Annotated in this window: 17 protein-coding genes; 12 read left to right on the top strand and 5 right to left on the bottom strand. The window is 61.6% G+C overall.

Features of this window, described 5'->3' with window-relative positions; translation table 11 throughout:
- Together AC07V8_RS12380 and argB are read right to left on the bottom strand one after the other, a co-directional pair.
- On the bottom strand, positions 1–263 hold a 263-nt coding region (locus tag AC07V8_RS12380), incomplete at its 3' end, for a hypothetical protein (RefSeq protein ID WP_494681194.1).
- Positions 264–573: 310 nt separating this feature from the next.
- The gene (gene argB / locus AC07V8_RS12375) at positions 574–1,476 is read right to left on the bottom strand and encodes an acetylglutamate kinase (protein WP_038493964.1); all 903 of its coding nucleotides are present in this window, start codon (positions 1,474–1,476) and stop codon (positions 574–576) included.
- Positions 1,477–1,774: 298 nt separating this feature from the next.
- Here argB and AC07V8_RS12370 point away from each other — a divergent pair, with 298 nt between their 5' ends.
- Positions 1,775–1,969, top strand: coding sequence for a cysteine-rich CWC family protein (locus tag AC07V8_RS12370; RefSeq protein WP_494681193.1), 195 nt, complete (start codon positions 1,775–1,777; stop codon positions 1,967–1,969).
- A gap of 3 nt (positions 1,970–1,972) precedes the next feature.
- Here AC07V8_RS12370 and AC07V8_RS12365 read toward each other — a convergent pair whose 3' ends face one another.
- Genes AC07V8_RS12365 through AC07V8_RS12355 form a run of 3 tightly spaced genes read right to left on the bottom strand, consistent with a single transcriptional unit; the run spans position 1,973 to position 4,259 of the window.
- Positions 1,973–2,638: an SPOR domain-containing protein gene (locus AC07V8_RS12365; RefSeq protein WP_494681192.1), complete on the bottom strand. Its 666-nt coding sequence runs from the start codon at positions 2,636–2,638 to the stop codon at positions 1,973–1,975.
- A gap of 10 nt (positions 2,639–2,648) precedes the next feature.
- Positions 2,649–3,410, bottom strand: coding sequence for a type III pantothenate kinase (locus AC07V8_RS12360; RefSeq protein ID WP_494681191.1), 762 nt, complete (start codon positions 3,408–3,410; stop codon positions 2,649–2,651).
- A gap of 3 nt (positions 3,411–3,413) precedes the next feature.
- The gene (locus tag AC07V8_RS12355) at positions 3,414–4,259 is read right to left on the bottom strand and encodes a biotin--[acetyl-CoA-carboxylase] ligase (RefSeq protein WP_494721465.1); all 846 of its coding nucleotides are present in this window, start codon (positions 4,257–4,259) and stop codon (positions 3,414–3,416) included.
- A gap of 196 nt (positions 4,260–4,455) precedes the next feature.
- On the opposite strand from AC07V8_RS12355, the gene AC07V8_RS12350 reads away from it, so the two are divergent.
- From AC07V8_RS12350 to AC07V8_RS12300, 11 genes are all read left to right on the top strand, one after another.
- Positions 4,456–5,580 carry an MlaE family ABC transporter permease gene (locus AC07V8_RS12350; RefSeq protein WP_494678267.1) on the top strand — a complete coding sequence of 375 codons (1,125 nt, stop codon included), beginning with the start codon at positions 4,456–4,458 and terminating at the stop codon, positions 5,578–5,580.
- Positions 5,580–6,362, top strand: a complete 783-nt coding sequence (locus AC07V8_RS12345; protein WP_494678268.1) for an ABC transporter ATP-binding protein — start codon at positions 5,580–5,582, stop codon at positions 6,360–6,362. The genes AC07V8_RS12350 and AC07V8_RS12345 overlap by 1 nt, the downstream gene beginning before the upstream one ends.
- A 31-nt stretch (positions 6,363–6,393) precedes the next feature.
- A complete protein-coding gene (locus AC07V8_RS12340) occupies positions 6,394–7,341 on the top strand; it encodes an MlaD family protein (RefSeq protein ID WP_494678269.1) in 948 nt (315 codons plus the stop codon).
- Between the two features lie 17 nt (positions 7,342–7,358).
- Positions 7,359–7,958: an ABC-type transport auxiliary lipoprotein family protein gene (locus tag AC07V8_RS12335; RefSeq protein WP_494678270.1), complete on the top strand. Its 600-nt coding sequence runs from the start codon at positions 7,359–7,361 to the stop codon at positions 7,956–7,958.
- Positions 7,958–9,127, top strand: a complete 1,170-nt coding sequence (locus AC07V8_RS12330; RefSeq protein WP_494678271.1) for a VanZ family protein — start codon at positions 7,958–7,960, stop codon at positions 9,125–9,127. Before AC07V8_RS12335 ends, AC07V8_RS12330 begins: the two co-directional genes overlap by 1 nt.
- Before the next feature lie 105 nt (positions 9,128–9,232).
- Positions 9,233–9,553: a (2Fe-2S) ferredoxin domain-containing protein gene (locus tag AC07V8_RS12325; protein WP_211442499.1), complete on the top strand. Its 321-nt coding sequence runs from the start codon at positions 9,233–9,235 to the stop codon at positions 9,551–9,553.
- Between the two features lie 146 nt (positions 9,554–9,699).
- Complete coding sequence (locus AC07V8_RS12320) at positions 9,700–10,335, top strand: alpha/beta hydrolase (protein WP_494678272.1); 636 nt, start codon at positions 9,700–9,702, stop codon at positions 10,333–10,335.
- Positions 10,336–10,570: 235 nt separating this feature from the next.
- The gene (locus AC07V8_RS12315; protein ID WP_494678273.1) at positions 10,571–11,716 is read left to right on the top strand and encodes a D-alanyl-D-alanine carboxypeptidase family protein; all 1,146 of its coding nucleotides are present in this window, start codon (positions 10,571–10,573) and stop codon (positions 11,714–11,716) included.
- A 570-nt stretch (positions 11,717–12,286) separates the two neighbouring features.
- Positions 12,287–13,216: a hypothetical protein gene (locus tag AC07V8_RS12310; RefSeq protein ID WP_494678274.1), complete on the top strand. Its 930-nt coding sequence runs from the start codon at positions 12,287–12,289 to the stop codon at positions 13,214–13,216.
- 97 nt (positions 13,217–13,313) lie between these two features.
- Entirely contained in the window at positions 13,314–13,847 is a 534-nt protein-coding gene (locus AC07V8_RS12305) for a nuclear transport factor 2 family protein (RefSeq protein WP_494678275.1), read from the top strand.
- 48 nt (positions 13,848–13,895) lie between these two features.
- On the top strand, positions 13,896–14,615 hold the full coding sequence (locus AC07V8_RS12300; RefSeq protein WP_494678276.1) for a DsbC family protein: 720 nt from the start codon (positions 13,896–13,898) through the stop codon (positions 14,613–14,615).
- Positions 14,616–14,632 lie beyond the last annotated feature (17 nt).

Here is a 14,632-nt window from a genome sequence, read left to right as displayed (position 1 = left end):
TTGGTGACGCCGCCTGTGACTTGCTGCGTGATGGCGCTGGCGGCGCCGCCGGCGGAGGCGCTGTTGCCGAAGCTCGACAGCTGTTCGGCCAGGGTTTGCTTGAGCTTGTCGTCCCTGGTGTCGGCTGCGGCGTTGTCAACCCCGACGGTAGTGTCGGCGGCGCGCGCACTGCCGGCATAGAACGGTAGCAATGCTGCGCCGATCTGGGCGGCGATCTGGATATGAACAAGCAGCCCGAACCAGCGGCTTCGTTGGGTTTTCATCGGGGATTCCTCCATGTGTTTTCTGGACGTCGCGACGTCTGGATTTTTCCGGCAGTGCGGTGTGCAGCCGCGGGAAAAAAGGCCTATGACAGTGGAGAAAATGATCCCTGATCGAGATGGGATGGTATATAGGGCTCGCTTGAATTTATATAGGGTTCGCTTGAATTTATGTGTCGTATTTTCCGGTCAGCGCGATGATTTACATTTGTGAAAAACAAGGTCGCACGGCCCGCTCATACTGGCTGATGCGCACAAAAAAAAGCGCAAGACCTGAGTCTTGCGCTTTTTCTGCTTCCGGCTTTCCGGAAAATCAGTGCGATCGGATCATGGTGCCGAAAGCCTGCTCGGTCAACACTTCCAGCAGCAGCGAGTGCTCGATCCGGCCATCGATGATATGCACGGTGTTGACGCCCGACTTGGCGGCATCCAGGGCCGACGAAATCTTCGGCAGCATGCCGCCGGAGATGGTGCCGTCCTTGAACATTTCGTCGATTTCACGGGCTGACAAGTCAGTCACCAGATTGCCTTGCTTGTCTTGCACGCCAGCAATATTAGTCATCATGATCAGCTTTTCCGCGTGCAGGATTTCAGCGATCTTGCCGGCCACGACGTCGGCATTGATGTTGTAGGCCTGGCCGTCGGCGCCGAAGCCGATCGGCGAAATGATCGGGATGAAGGCGTCGTCCTGCAGGGCCTTGACCACCGCAGGATTGATCGCTTCGATTTCACCGACAAAGCCGATATCGAGGAATTCGCCGGGATGTTCGCGGTCCGGCATGCGGTACTTGCGGGCACGGATCAAGCCGCCGTCCTTGCCGGTCAGGCCGACTGCCTGGCCGCCGTAGTGGTTGATCAGCATCACGATATCCTGCTGCACTTCGCCGCCCAGCACCCACTCCACCACTTCCATGGTTTCTTCGTCGGTGATCCGCATGCCTTGCACGAAAGTGCCCTGCTTGCCGATTTTCTTCAGCGCGTTGTCGATCTGCGGGCCGCCGCCGTGCACCACCACCGGGTTCATGCCGACCAGCTTCAGCAAGATGACGTCGCGCGCGAAGCCGTGCTTCAGGCGTTCTTCGGTCATGGCGTTGCCGCCGTATTTGACGACGATGGTTTTCCCGTGGAATTGACGGATGTACGGTAACGCCTCGGCCAGAATTTCAGCTTTGATTCCTGGGGCAACGTTGGCAAGATCGTTGGTCAAATCGGCCATGAACAGTCCTACAAGAGATTTCCGGACAGCTGCCCGAGGAGGAATCGCGGCCCGGCAGGATGCCGGTCTGGGACCTGGGACAGCTTGTCAGAAGAGAATAAAAGGGTGCAAAGACTGCAACTCGGGGGAGTTAAAAATCGCTGCGCGATGAATCAGCGAGATTTTACATTGAAATGCCTTGGCTTAGGTGTGACAAGCGTGTGATGTGTTGCGTAGATATACCACGGCGGCCAAGATGGTTATCATGACGGCCGTAGCCTTCCCGACTGACTGCCCGCCTAAACAGAGGATAGCCGAAATGGCGCAATGCCCATCCTGCCAGCAAGCGTTTTTCTGCGGCGCCGGCCAGCATCCGGCCCAGCCCTGCTGGTGCAGCGGGCTGCCGCCGCTGGCCGGCGCCAGCCTGGCCGCTACAGCCAAGTGCTATTGCCCGGCCTGCCTGGAGCGTCTGCTGCAGGCGCAGGCTGCGGCCGCTCAGAAACCGCCGTCTTGACGATCAAGGGCAGCTGCGTACTTCCTGTGCGGGAAAATCGGTCTTGATCTTGTCGAACGCCAACTTGGCGTCGCCGCCCATGTCGCGCAGCTGGAACGCCACCTTGCTGGAGCTGACGCTGCGGGTGCCGACCTTGGCGCCGCTCAGGCCGCGCTTGGCCAGGCTGGCGACCTGCTTCTGCGCCGCCTCGTCGGTCTTGAAGATGCCGAGCGAGATGCCGTAGCGCAGCGCGCTGGAATCCTGGATCACGAAAAAGTCGCTGATGCCGAGGCGCCGCACTTCATCGGCCTTCTTGTCAGCCGCTTCCTTGCTGCCGAGCGAAGGCAGGTAGACCATATGGCTGGCGACTTCCTGGATTTCCCGGCGCACGAACTTCAGGGTCGGCGTGCGTTCCGCCAGCTGACTGGAAAAACGGCGCGCTTCGGACGCGTTGAAATTGCCGATCTCGGTGCAGGCAACCGGCGCCAGGTCGGCCGCCGCAGCTGCCGGCGCCGCAGTGGCGGCAGGCGCGCCGTCGCTGGCCACCAGCTTGATCTTGTCCGCCTGCAATTGCTTGCCGATGCGGGCCGGCTCCCGGCCGTCGCTGTAGAACGCGCCCAGATAGCCCTTTTGCATGGCAAACAGGGTGGCGTTCGCCAGTAACAGCAGCCAAAAGAATAGTTTCAACATGTTTTATTTATTAAATAGTCGCCGCTGCAGTTTGTAGACCGATCAATACCAGATTATCAACTGTTTCATGCTGGATGGACAGGTAGGGCGCAATCAGCGCCGCCGAACCGCCCGCCACGATGCAGCGTACCGCCGCTCCCGCGGCCTGTTGCCCGAGCAAGGCAAAGCCTCGTTCGATCGCCCCGACCTGCGCGTTGATGCAACCGCTGATGATAGCGCCATCCGTGTTGTCTGCAAACTGCGTGTCGACTTGCACGTGGTCGGTAATATGCGGCAGTTTCGCGGTGCTGCGCGCCAGCGAGGTCGCCATCAGCCCCAGTCCCGGCAGGATCATGCCGCCGCTGAACACGCCGTCGGCCGTAACGGCGTCGATCGTGGTCGCCGTGCCGCAGGTGGCGACCAGCAAGGTCTCCCGCGGAAACAGCTGCTGCGCCCCCAGCGCCGCGGCGAAACGGTCGCAGCCGAGCTGGGCCGGATCGCGATAGCCGTTGCGCAAGCCCGCCAGCTGCGGCGGCGAGGCAAACCAGTTGAGGCGCAAGGCGGCGCCGAACACAATCTCCAGCATGGTCTGCAGGCGTTCCTGCATGTGTTCGCCAGCCACATTCGATATCAGGATGCGCGCCACCGACTGCTTGCGCCAGCGTTCGCTCAGCATGGACAGCTCCGACAGCGCCGCCGAGCCGCTCTCCAGCCAGACGCCCGGCGCCGCACCGGCTGCCGCCAGCGCCCATTTGATGCGGGTATTGCCGACATCGATCAATAACATGGCCATGGCTCAGCCTTCCTTCGCACGCAATGAAATATCGCCGGCCATGACCGCAAGCGGACTGGCGCCGCCGTCCGGCTGCAGCATCAGGCGGCCGATCTGGTCGATGCCGAGCGCGCGCCCTTCGTGCAGCACCTTGCCCTGGTCCAGGATCTGCACTTGTTGGCCGGCAAACGCATGCAGCCGGTTCCAGCGCTCGACGAAGACAGGCAAGCCCAGGCTTTCGAATTGCCGCATGCTTTGCGCCAGCGCGCTCAATAAAGACGCCAGCAGCAGATCGCGGTCCTGCGCGGCCGCAGCCGGCAGGCTGGCGGCGCGCTGGCCGATCTGCTCCTGCAGCGGCTCCGGCACGCTGAGATTGATGCCGATGCCGATCACCGCCCACACCTGCTGGTCGGGCGCGGTCGCGGTTTCGATCAGGATGCCGGCCAGCTTGCGGCCGCCCTGCAGCACATCGTTAGGCCATTTCAGCTGCACCGCGACGCCGAAATCGGCCAGCGTCTCGGCAATCGCCACCCCCACCGCCAGCGGCAGGCCGACCAGCGCGTGCAGCGGCGCGGCGAACGGCCAGGCCAGCGAAAACGTCAGCGCCGCCGCCGGCGCCGTCAACCAGGCACGGCCGGCGCGGCCGCGGCCGGCGGTCTGGGTTTCCGCCGCCAGCAAGGTGGCGCTGCTCAGCCCGCGCTGCCTGCCGCCGACGCCGGCAACCCGCGCCAGCAGATCGGCATTGGTGGAACCGGTCTCGGCCACCACCTCGATCTGGCAATGCTCGGCGTGATGACCGGCAAAGGCAGCGATGCGTGCGGCCGACAAATGGCCGGCAGAAGAAATTGATGCAATAGTTTGTACAGTCATGCCGCGCATTGTAGCGGGTGTTACAGCGAAATGCGGTCTGCAACGCACGTTCCAGCTATGGAAAAGATGGCGGCGACCGCTTTCTGCCGGCAGTTTCATTTCATATCAGACAACTTGCCCTTCCTATTACACATTCCCTACAAGTTTTATCCCTACTGCAATAGTGCTAAGGACAATTCTCCCTTAAACTGGTGCGATGCCGAATCCAGATTCCTCTACGCCCGTTCTCGATATCACAGATGGCAGCTTGGTTGCCGCGCGCGGCAACTGGCAGGTGCACGCTCTGACCCGGCCCGGCGTGATCCAGGCCATCCAGGCCAAGCTGAAAAGCCTGCGCCGGCAATCGGCCGCGCTGCGCTGGGATCTGTCGCAAGTCGGCACGCTCGACCATATCGGCGCCCAGCTGCTGTGGAATGCCTGGGGCAAGCAGCGGCCGCAGCAACTGACGGTGGCGCCGCAGCACCGCGACTTCTTCCAGCGCCTGGCCGATGCCGGCCCCCTCCAGCTGCCGCCCAAGCCGCCGCGGCGGCGCCTGTTCAACGCCATCTACGACATGGGCAGCGACACGCTCAGCCACGTGGCCGGCTTCATCACCTTGCTGGGACAGCTGGTGCTGGATTTCCTGCGCATGCTGCAGGTGCCGCAGCGCGCCCCCTGGAAAGAAATTTCCGCCAATATCTATCATGTCGGCTACCAGGCGCTCGGCATCACCGCGCTGGTCGGCTTTCTGATCGGCGTGGTGCTGTCTTTCCTGTCGGCGCAGCAGCTGCATACCTTCGGCGGCGACATCTACCTGGTCAACATCCTCGGCATGAGCATCATCCGCGAACTCGGGCCGCTATTAGCAGCGATCCTGGTGGCCGGCCGCTCGGGCTCGGCGATCACGGCCCAGCTGGGCGTGATGCGAGTCACGGAAGAACTGGACGCGATGCTGGTGATGGGCCTGCCGCACGGCTTCCGTCTGATCCTGCCGCGTGTGTTGGCCTTGCTGGTGGCGATGCCCCTGCTGGTGATCTGGACCGACGCCATCGCCTTGCTGGGCGGGATGACGGCGGCGCAATTGCAGCTGGGCCTGTCGCCGACCTATTTCCTGCAGCAGCTGCCGAACGCGGTGCCGCTGCCGAATTATCTGATCGGTCTCGGCAAAGGCGCGGTATTCGGCGGCCTGATTGCGATGGTGGCCTGCTATTTCGGCCTGCGCATCGAGCCGAATACCGAAAGCCTGGGCCATGGCACCACTACTTCGGTGGTGACCGCGATCACCATCGTGATCGTCGCCGACGCCATCTTCGCCATCATTTTCAGCGGCGTGGGGTTTTGATGGATAACACGCAACCAAGCACCCAGCCGATTATCGAAATCGACAAGCTGTGGACCCAGTTCGGCCCGGCGGTGATTCACCAGGACCTCGACCTGCGCGTCGCCGCCGGCGAAATCGTCGGCCTGGTGGGCGGTTCGGGCTCCGGCAAGACCACGCTGGTGCGGCAGATCCTCGGCCTCAACCGCCCCACCAAGGGCAAGGTCAGCGTCTTCGGCACCGATATCAGCCAGGCCGATGTCGAACAGATGTATGCGCTGCAAAACCGCTGGGGCATGCTGTTCCAGCAAGGCGCGCTGTTTTCCGCGCTGACGGTGCTGGACAACGTCGCGCTGCCGATGCGCGAGCTGCGCGCCCTGCCCGACAGGCTGATCCGCGACGCCGCCCTGCTCAAGCTGCAGATGGCCGGCATCGGCCCCGAGCATGCGCTGAAGATGCCGTCCGACCTGTCCGGCGGCATGATCAAGCGGGTGGCGCTGGCGCGCGCGCTGGCGCTGGAGCCGGAACTGCTGTTCCTGGACGAACCGACCGCCGGACTTGATCCCGCTTCATCGGCCGCGTTTATCGAACTGATACGGTCGCTGCACAAGGACATGAGCCTGACCGTGGTGATGATCACCCACGACCTGGAACCGCTGCTGGCGCTGTCGACCAAGATCGCAGTGCTGGCGGACAAGCACGTGATCGCCTACGACACGCCGGAACGCGTCATGAAAGTGCGCCATCCCTTTATCGAAACATTTTTTCTCACAGCCAACCGCTATGAACATGAAACCTGCGGCTAAGCGGCTGCTGGCGGCATAGATAGGAAACACCATGGAAAACAAAGCACATGCCCTGATCGCCGGCCTGTTCACCGTGATCTTGCTGATCGCGGCGATCATCGGCGTCATGTGGTTCAACAGCGACCGCGTCGAACGGGTGCCTTATGAGATCGCCACCAAGCTGTCGGTGCCCGGCCTCAACCCGCAAGCCGATGTGCGCTACCGCGGGCTGGACGCCGGCAAGGTCGATGCGATCACCTTCGATCCCAAGTTTCCCGGCCAGATCCTGATCAAGATCAAGATCAATCCGGACACGCCGGTGACGCAATCCACCTTCGCGACCCTGGGCTACCAGGGCGTGACAGGGATCGCCTATATCCAGCTGGACGACGACGGCAGCAAGCCGCTCAAGCTGGCCAGCAGCAAGCAGCAGCTGGCGCGCATCGAGCTGCGCCCCAGCCTGTTCGACAACCTGCAGAGCAAGGGCGCGATCATCCTGTCGCGCGCCGACGAGATGATCAGCAAACTCAACGACCTGTTGGACCCGGAAAACCAGAAAACCATGGTCAAGGCCTTCAGCGATGTCAGCCAGACCGCCGATGAATACCGAGGCATCCCGCGGAAACTGGAGCCGACCATCCGCCAGCTGCCGGCCCTGACCGGCGAGCTGAACCAGGCGCTGGCATCCGTCACCGCGCTGTCGAACAACATGAGCGTGCTCAGCAAGAACCTGAACAGCCTGACCGCCAGCCTGCAAGGACCGGACGGCGCGGTCAGCCAGCTGGGCGGCGCGGTGCAGAACATCGGCTCGGTCGCCAGCGGCGTGGAATACGAGACGCTGCCGCGCTTCAATACGCTGACCAATGATGCGCGCACCTCGATGCGGACGCTGAACCAGACCCTGGACCATTTCAACCAGCAGCCGCAAAGCATTCTGTTCGGCAGCAAAGGCCTGCCGCCCGGCCCTGGTGAAGCGGGCTTTGTCGCACCTGCCAAATAACAATCTAAAGGTAAGCCATGACCATCCCACGAATCCTGTCGGCCCTCGCAGCGCTGGCTCTGGTTGCCGGTTGCGCCAGCAAGGTTGACGCACCGACCCAGTACGATCTCGGCCTGCTGCCGAGCGCTGCCGCGAGCGCCGTGCCGGCCTTGTCCGCCATCAGCGTGGCCGACGTCAATACGCCCGCCTGGCTGGACAACAACATGATGTTCTTCCGCCTGGCCTATGCCAACGAACAGCAGCCGCGCCCCTACGCCACCAGCCGCTGGACCATGCCGCCGGCGCAGCTGTTCCAGCAACGCCTGAAAGCGCGCATGGCGCAGGCGGGCGGCGCCGTGCTGGCGATGTCGGATGCCGCGCTCAACGTACCCCTGCTGCGCATCGACATGGACGACTTCACGCAAACCTTCGATACGCCCTCGCACAGCGTAGCGTTATTGCAGGTGCGCGCTTCGCTGTTCAATGGCCGCGTGCTGCTGGCGCAAAAGAGTTTCAGCAGCCGCGCCGAAACCCCGAGCGCTGACGCCGCCGGCGCAGCGCGCGCTTTTGTCAGCGCCAACGACGCCGTGATCGGCGACATGATGGCCTGGCTGGCGACGGTGGCGCCGAAAAGATAATGTCGCAAACACTCGCACCAGAAACCGCGGCGCCGCGTTCGTCGGCGGCCTCATCGTTTGCCCGCGTCAGCCTGCTGATCTACCTGCTGCTGATCATCTATGCCAGCTGGTATCCGTTTGCCGGCTGGCGCGATCTCGGGCTGACCGCCTTCGCCTACCTGCGCGCGCCGCTGCCGCACTACTGGACCGTATTCGATGTCTGGACCAATGTCGCCGGCTACCTGCCGCTGGGCATGCTGATGGTCTTGTCGCTGCCGCGCTCGCGCCGCTGGTCGCCGTACTGGGCGGTGTTGCTGGCCAGCGTGGCCGGCGTGCTCATCTCCGCCAGCATGGAAGCGGTGCAGACCTTCCTGCCGACCCGGGTCGCCTCCAACCTGGACCTGATGACGAACAGCATCGGCGCCCTGCTCGGCGCGGTGCTGGGGGCCATCCTGCGGCCGCGCTTCGGGCCTGACAGCCGCCTGCTGCAGCTGCGCGAGCGCTGGTTCAACCGCGAAGCCAGCCAGGGCATGGTGGTGGTCGCCTTGTGGCCGCTGGCGCAAATCTATCCGCTCAGCCACCTGTTCGGCTTCGGCCAGGTCACCTCGATGCTCTCCACCTGGCTATCCGACCTACTGGAACAGCCGGTCGATCTGCAAGGCTGGATCACCAACGATTTCCAGTTCAGCGCCGACCAGTACTGGCTGACCGAAACCATCATCACCGCCTGCGGCCTGACCGGCGCCGCCCTGACCTTCCTGATCCTGCTGCGCCAGCAGGCGCCGAAGCTGCCGCTCAGCCTGCTGCTGGTATTCCTGGCCCTGATGGCCAAGACACTGGCGACAGCGCTGCTGTTTGCCCCGGATAACGCCCTGGTCTGGCTCACCCCCGGCTCCTTCGGCGGCTTGCTGATCGGCGGCCTCATGCTGAGCGGCCTGGCCTACGCGCCGCAACGGGCGCAACGCCGGCTGGCGGCGCTGACCCTGATCATCACGCTGCTGCTGGTCAATGTCATGCCGGACAATCCGTATTACACCGAAACCCTGCAGACCTGGACCCAAGGCAAATTCCTCAACTTCAACGGCGTCGCCCAGTTCCTGGCCCTGCTGTGGCCGTTTTGCACGCTGTGGTTCCTGTTTCATCCGATGCACAAGCGGCGCGCCAACAAGCAGCAGCGCGATTCCAGGTAGCGGCCGCACCTGCCCGGCCGCCAGGAAACAAAGTCCCGGCGGGTGTATGATTCCTGCTTCCTGCTTGCAGCGCGCAACCCACCATTTCGACACCATTTCCACACCATGAGCGACAAACCCTTTTACGAACACCACGTCTTCTTCTGCCTCAACCAGCGCGCCCCCGGCGAGCGGGTCTGCTGCGCCAACAGTGGCGCGCAGGCAGCCCAGGAACATGCAAAGAAACGCATCAAGCAGCTCGGCCTGGCCGGCGACGGCAAGGTGCGCATCAACAAGGCCGGCTGCCTGGAGCGCTGCGAAGAAGGACCGGCGCTGGTGATTTATCCGCAAGGCGTCTGGTATACCTACGTCGACAATGAAGACATCGACGAAATCATCGACGTCCATATCGTCGGCGGCAAGATCGTCGAACGTCTCAAAATTTAAGCAGTGTGTAGGGTGGGCACGCTTTTGTGCCCACGCTGTAGCGCTATCCGCGTGGGCACAAAAGCCTGCCCACCCTACCTCTAAACAAGAAATACAAATCAACTACTCACGATGGCAAAACAGCCTCACTGAATCAAATCCATCCAATGAACGCCCAAACCTTATCCTTCTTCATCGCCGGCGCCGTCGGCCAGCTTGAATGCGCGCTCGACCTGCCTGACGCCGCAACTTTTCCAGAGCCGCGCGGCCTGGCGCTGGTGGCGCATCCCCATCCGCTGTTCGGCGGCACCATGGACAACAAGGTGGTGCATACGCTGGCGCGCGGCTTCCTGGCGCTCGGCTATGTCACGGTGCGCATGAATTTCCGCGGCGTCGGCAAATCCGAAAGCGCGCACGACGAAGGACGCGGCGAGACCGACGACATGGCGCTGCTGCTGGCCCACATGCGCCGGCAGTATCCCGAACTGCCGCTGGCGCTGGGCGGTTTCTCCTTCGGCACCTTCGTGCAGTCGCAATTGCAGCAGCGGCTCATCGATGCCGGCACGCCGGCCGAACGGCTGGTGCTGGTCGGCACCGCCGCCGGCAAGTGGCCGCTGCCGACCGTGCCGGCCAACAGCATCCTGATCCACGGCGAACTGGACGAGACCATTCCGCTGAGCTGGGTGTTCGAATGGGCGCGCCCGCAAGACATCCCGGTGATCGTGATTCCCGGCGCCGATCATTTTTTTCACCGGCGCTTGCAACATATCAAGAATCTCATGGTCGAAATGTGGCATCGCTGAAAGGCCGCGCTTGACGGCGATTCCGGCACCGATTCAACGTGCCGGAATTGTTGTTAAGCCGATCAGATCGGCGGTAGCGCTATAATTCTGTCGGCACGTTTGTTTGCGGTTGTTTGCTCACCGTCTCCGCTTGGGCGTTTTTCAACCCGTTTTTCAACCCATTCACGCCAACAAAGTTGCTCCTTGTCATCATCGATGCAGGTTTGCTGGCGCTGATTTCATTACTCGATATTCCATGAAAAAAATATTCGCGGCGCTCGCTGCAACTGTCCTCTCCATATCCGTTGCCTTTGCCCAGACCCTGCCGTCGCCGACAGTGGCGGCAAAATCATGGCTGCTGCTGGACACCACCAGCAACCAGGTGATCGCCTCGCAAGATCCTGACATGCGCATCGAGCCGGCCTCGCTGGCCAAGATCATGACCGCCTACGTGGTCTTCGACGCCCTCAAGACCAAGAAGATCAGCCTCGACCAGATGGTGACCGTCTCGGTGCGCGCCTGGAAAGTCGACCCGAGCAGCTCGAAAATGTTTATCGATCCGGCGACGCCAGTATCGATCAATGACCTGCTGTACGGCCTGATGGTGGTATCGGGCAACGACGCCGCGGTTGCGCTGGCGGAAGCCGTGGCCGGCACTGAAGATTCCTTCGTCGCGCTGATGAACCACGAAGCCGAGCGCATGGGCATGAAGAACACTCACTTCGGCAATCCGCACGGCTTGCCAAGCGCCGACACCTACTCCACCGCACGCGACCTGGCCACGCTGGCAGCGCACGTGATCGTCGATTTCCCCGAGTTCTACAAGATCGACTCGACCAAGAAGTACACCTACAACAAGATCACCCAGCCTAACCGCAACCGCCTGCTGTGGAGCGATCCGACCGTCGACGGCATGAAGACCGGCCACACCAGCAGCGCCGGCTATTCCATCATCGCCAGCGCCAAGCGTCCGAACGCCGGCGGCGACCGCCGCCTGCTGACTGTCGTGATCGGCACCAACTCCGACGGCACCCGCACCCAGGAAGCGCAAAAGCTGCTGAACTGGGGCTACCAGAACTTTGACGCGGTCAAGCTGTACGCCAAGGACACGGCCATCGACACGCCGCAAGTCTGGAAAGGCGCCAAGAACCTGGTCAAGATCGGATTCACGCACGATGTCTACGTGACCGTGCCGAAGGGCATCGCCGACAAGATCAAGCCCGTGCTGGAACGCACCGACCCGCTGATCGCGCCGATCCAGCAGAACGCCAAGGTTGGCACGGTCAAGGTCAACGCCGACGGCAAGACGATTGCCGAGTTTCCGGTGGTGGCGCTGGAGAGCGTCGGCCAGGCCACCATTTTCGGCCGCGCCTGGGATTCGATCCGCTTGATGTTCAAATAAATGCAGAAAACCTGAGCGGTTTCATCAAAAAAAAATGACAGCCTCGCTGTCATTTTTTTTAACAAATAATCATTCGCATGCAATGGCTGGACAGCTGTATCACTCTGTAGCATCTCGTTACAATTTTGTTTCCATGTAACAATTAAATACATTGCAGCCGATGAAAATCGGGAGGTACACTCCTTCCCCATGGTCAACCCTGGCCATCATATAAATGCTGTAGCGCGCACCACAATGCGGCGACTACACATGGCAGTACAACAGGAGGAATAACATGATGCTCAGCTTCATTCGTTTCCAGCCGTACGCCCTTCAAGCCGCATCAAGACCTCCCGCCCCGCCTCGGCGCTCCTAGCTTCTCGCTTCCTTCGCTTTACCGAATTTCAACCCTGGCGTTCCACACGAACGCACGGGTTGTCTTAGACGCACCCGTCGTTTCGCCATGGCAGGTGGCGGCCCGCCCGTGCGTCGATTCTGAAGCGAGATGCCATCTCGCTCCAGTTGCGGTCACCGGACGCTCCCGATCGGACGTCCGGCTATGTCAATTCACATCAACTATGGAGAGATGCAATGAAATTGAATCGCAAATTAGTCGTGCTGGCGCTGTCTTGTGCGTATGCCAGTGTTGCACTTGCAGGCGCAGTCAAGGGATCCGGCGACTCGGTCTACAAGCCAACCGGCAAGGGCTGGGGCGAACTCGACCTGGACGTGCAAACGCACAAGCAAAAAGTGGCGACCCTGAGGGCTCAGCGCACTGCCAACCTGACCGACCAGGGCGGCCCTGTGATGACCGGACCAAAGAACGTCTACTACATCTGGTACGGCACCTGGGACAGCGCTTCGCAAAACGTGCTGACCAACCTCGGCAACCACATCGGCGGTTCACCTTATTTCAACATCAACACCACTTACACCAATAAGGCCGGCACGCATGTGCAGAACGTCGTCAACTACGCCGGCACCACTACCGACAGCGGTTCGCTCGGCACCCAGCTGTCCGATGCGAACATCGAGACCATCGTCGCCAACAAGATCAATTCCGGCGCGCTGCCGCTGGATGCGAACGGCGTCTACTTCGTGCTGACCGACAAGAACACCACTGCCACTTCGGGTTTCTGCACCCAGTATTGCGGCTGGCACACCAACGCCACGATCAATGGCCAGGATATCAAGTACGCCTTCATCGGCAATCCTGAAACCCAGTGCGCCAGCTCGTGCGGCGCCAATACGCCAAGCCCGAACAACACGCCGGGCGCGGATGCGATGGCCAGCATCATTTCGCATGAACTCGAAGAAACGACTACCGATCCGGACGGCAACGCCTGGTACGCGCTGTCCAACGGCATGGAAAACGGCGACAAATGCGCATGGAATTTCGGCGCCACATCGACCGCCTCCAACGGCGCTGCCTACAACCAGACCTTCGGCACCATGAAGTATCTGATTCAGCAGAACTGGACCCTGCTGCCAAGCCAGGCTTGCGCCCAGCACTATCCGTGATGGCAAGACGGCCGTGATGTAACATGGAATTCCGCCGCGGAGCGCTCCGCGGCGGAGCTTCAGTTGGTCTTTCCCATTCAATCGCCGAGTCCATGCCATGAAAAAAATTCCTCTCCTGCTGGCGCTGCTGCTGGCACACCCGCTATCCGGTTTCGCCCAGCAAGCCGCTGCTCCGGCCCCGGTCCAGAGAACCATACCGACCGTCACCCGCACTGTGCAGATTTTCAGCACCCTGGAAAACGAACTGAACGACGCTGTCCAGCAACGCAATAACGGCATCATCGATAAACGCCTCGCCGACAACTACGAACTGCGCACCGCCGCCGCCCCCGGCACGCCGACGCCGCGCGCGGAATGGATCGCCAGCACCCTGAAGCAAGCGCCGTTCGCATCGCAGGTGCAACAGATGGCGGTGCATGAGTATGGCAGCCTGATGGTCGTCAGCTTCCTCTGGTCGCTGGATGTTGCCGCCTCCGATCCGCTGGCAAAGAACATATTTGTCGTCGATACCTGGAAACAGGTCGAGGGCGACTGGAAACTGGCGACCCGTTACGCCGCGCCAGCCGATGCGCTGAACAAGAAAGTGCCGGGTGTAGACCTGTCCGGCATCGACGCCAAGAAAAAGATCTGACGCTGAAACCTGTCTCGTTCTGTCTCTATTTTTATCAATGGAAACGCCATGACCCGCCTCAAAAAAACCCTGCTCCTGCTGCTTGCCCTGGCAGCCACCGGCGCCAGCGCCGAGACCGCGCAGGAAGCCCGCATCAAGAAACTGATCGAGCCGCGCATGGGTGTCGGCATCAAGGTCGATTCGGTGAGCAAGACCCCCTATGGCGGACTGTATGAAGTGCGCACCAACGGCGACATCTTCTACACCGATGAAAACGCCGACTACATCGTGGTCGGCAAAGTCATCGACAGCCATACCTACAAGGATTTGACCAAGGAAAGAGTGGACCAGCTGGCGGCGATCAATTTCGCCGACCTGCCGCTCGATGCGGCGGTCAAGACCGTCAAGGGCAATGGCAAGCGGGTGCTGGCGATCTTCGAAGATCCGAACTGCCCCTACTGCAAGAACCTGCACAAGACTCTGCAAGAAATCGACAATGTGACGGTCTACACTTTCCTGCTCAATATCCTGTCCGACGATTCAGCAGTGAAGTCGCGCGATATCTGGTGCTCGGCAGACCGCAGCAAGGCCTGGAACGACTGGATGACGAACGGCAAAGCCGCAGCGGCGGCCGCGCCGGCCTGTCCGACGCCCAACGACAAGGTGCTGGCCTTAGGCAAGAAGCTACGCATCGTCGGCACCCCCACTGTGTATTTCACCGACGGCAGCCGCACCGGCAGCGCGCTCGACGCCAAAGCCCTGGAGCAGAAACTGGCCTCCTTGAAATAACTTTGGCGTATCGGTTG

This window comes from Collimonas sp. GW821-FHT02H07, from assembly GCF_059421505.1.
The sequence above is the reverse complement of the archived record's forward strand: the minus strand, read 5'-3'. Positions and strand labels throughout refer to the sequence as shown.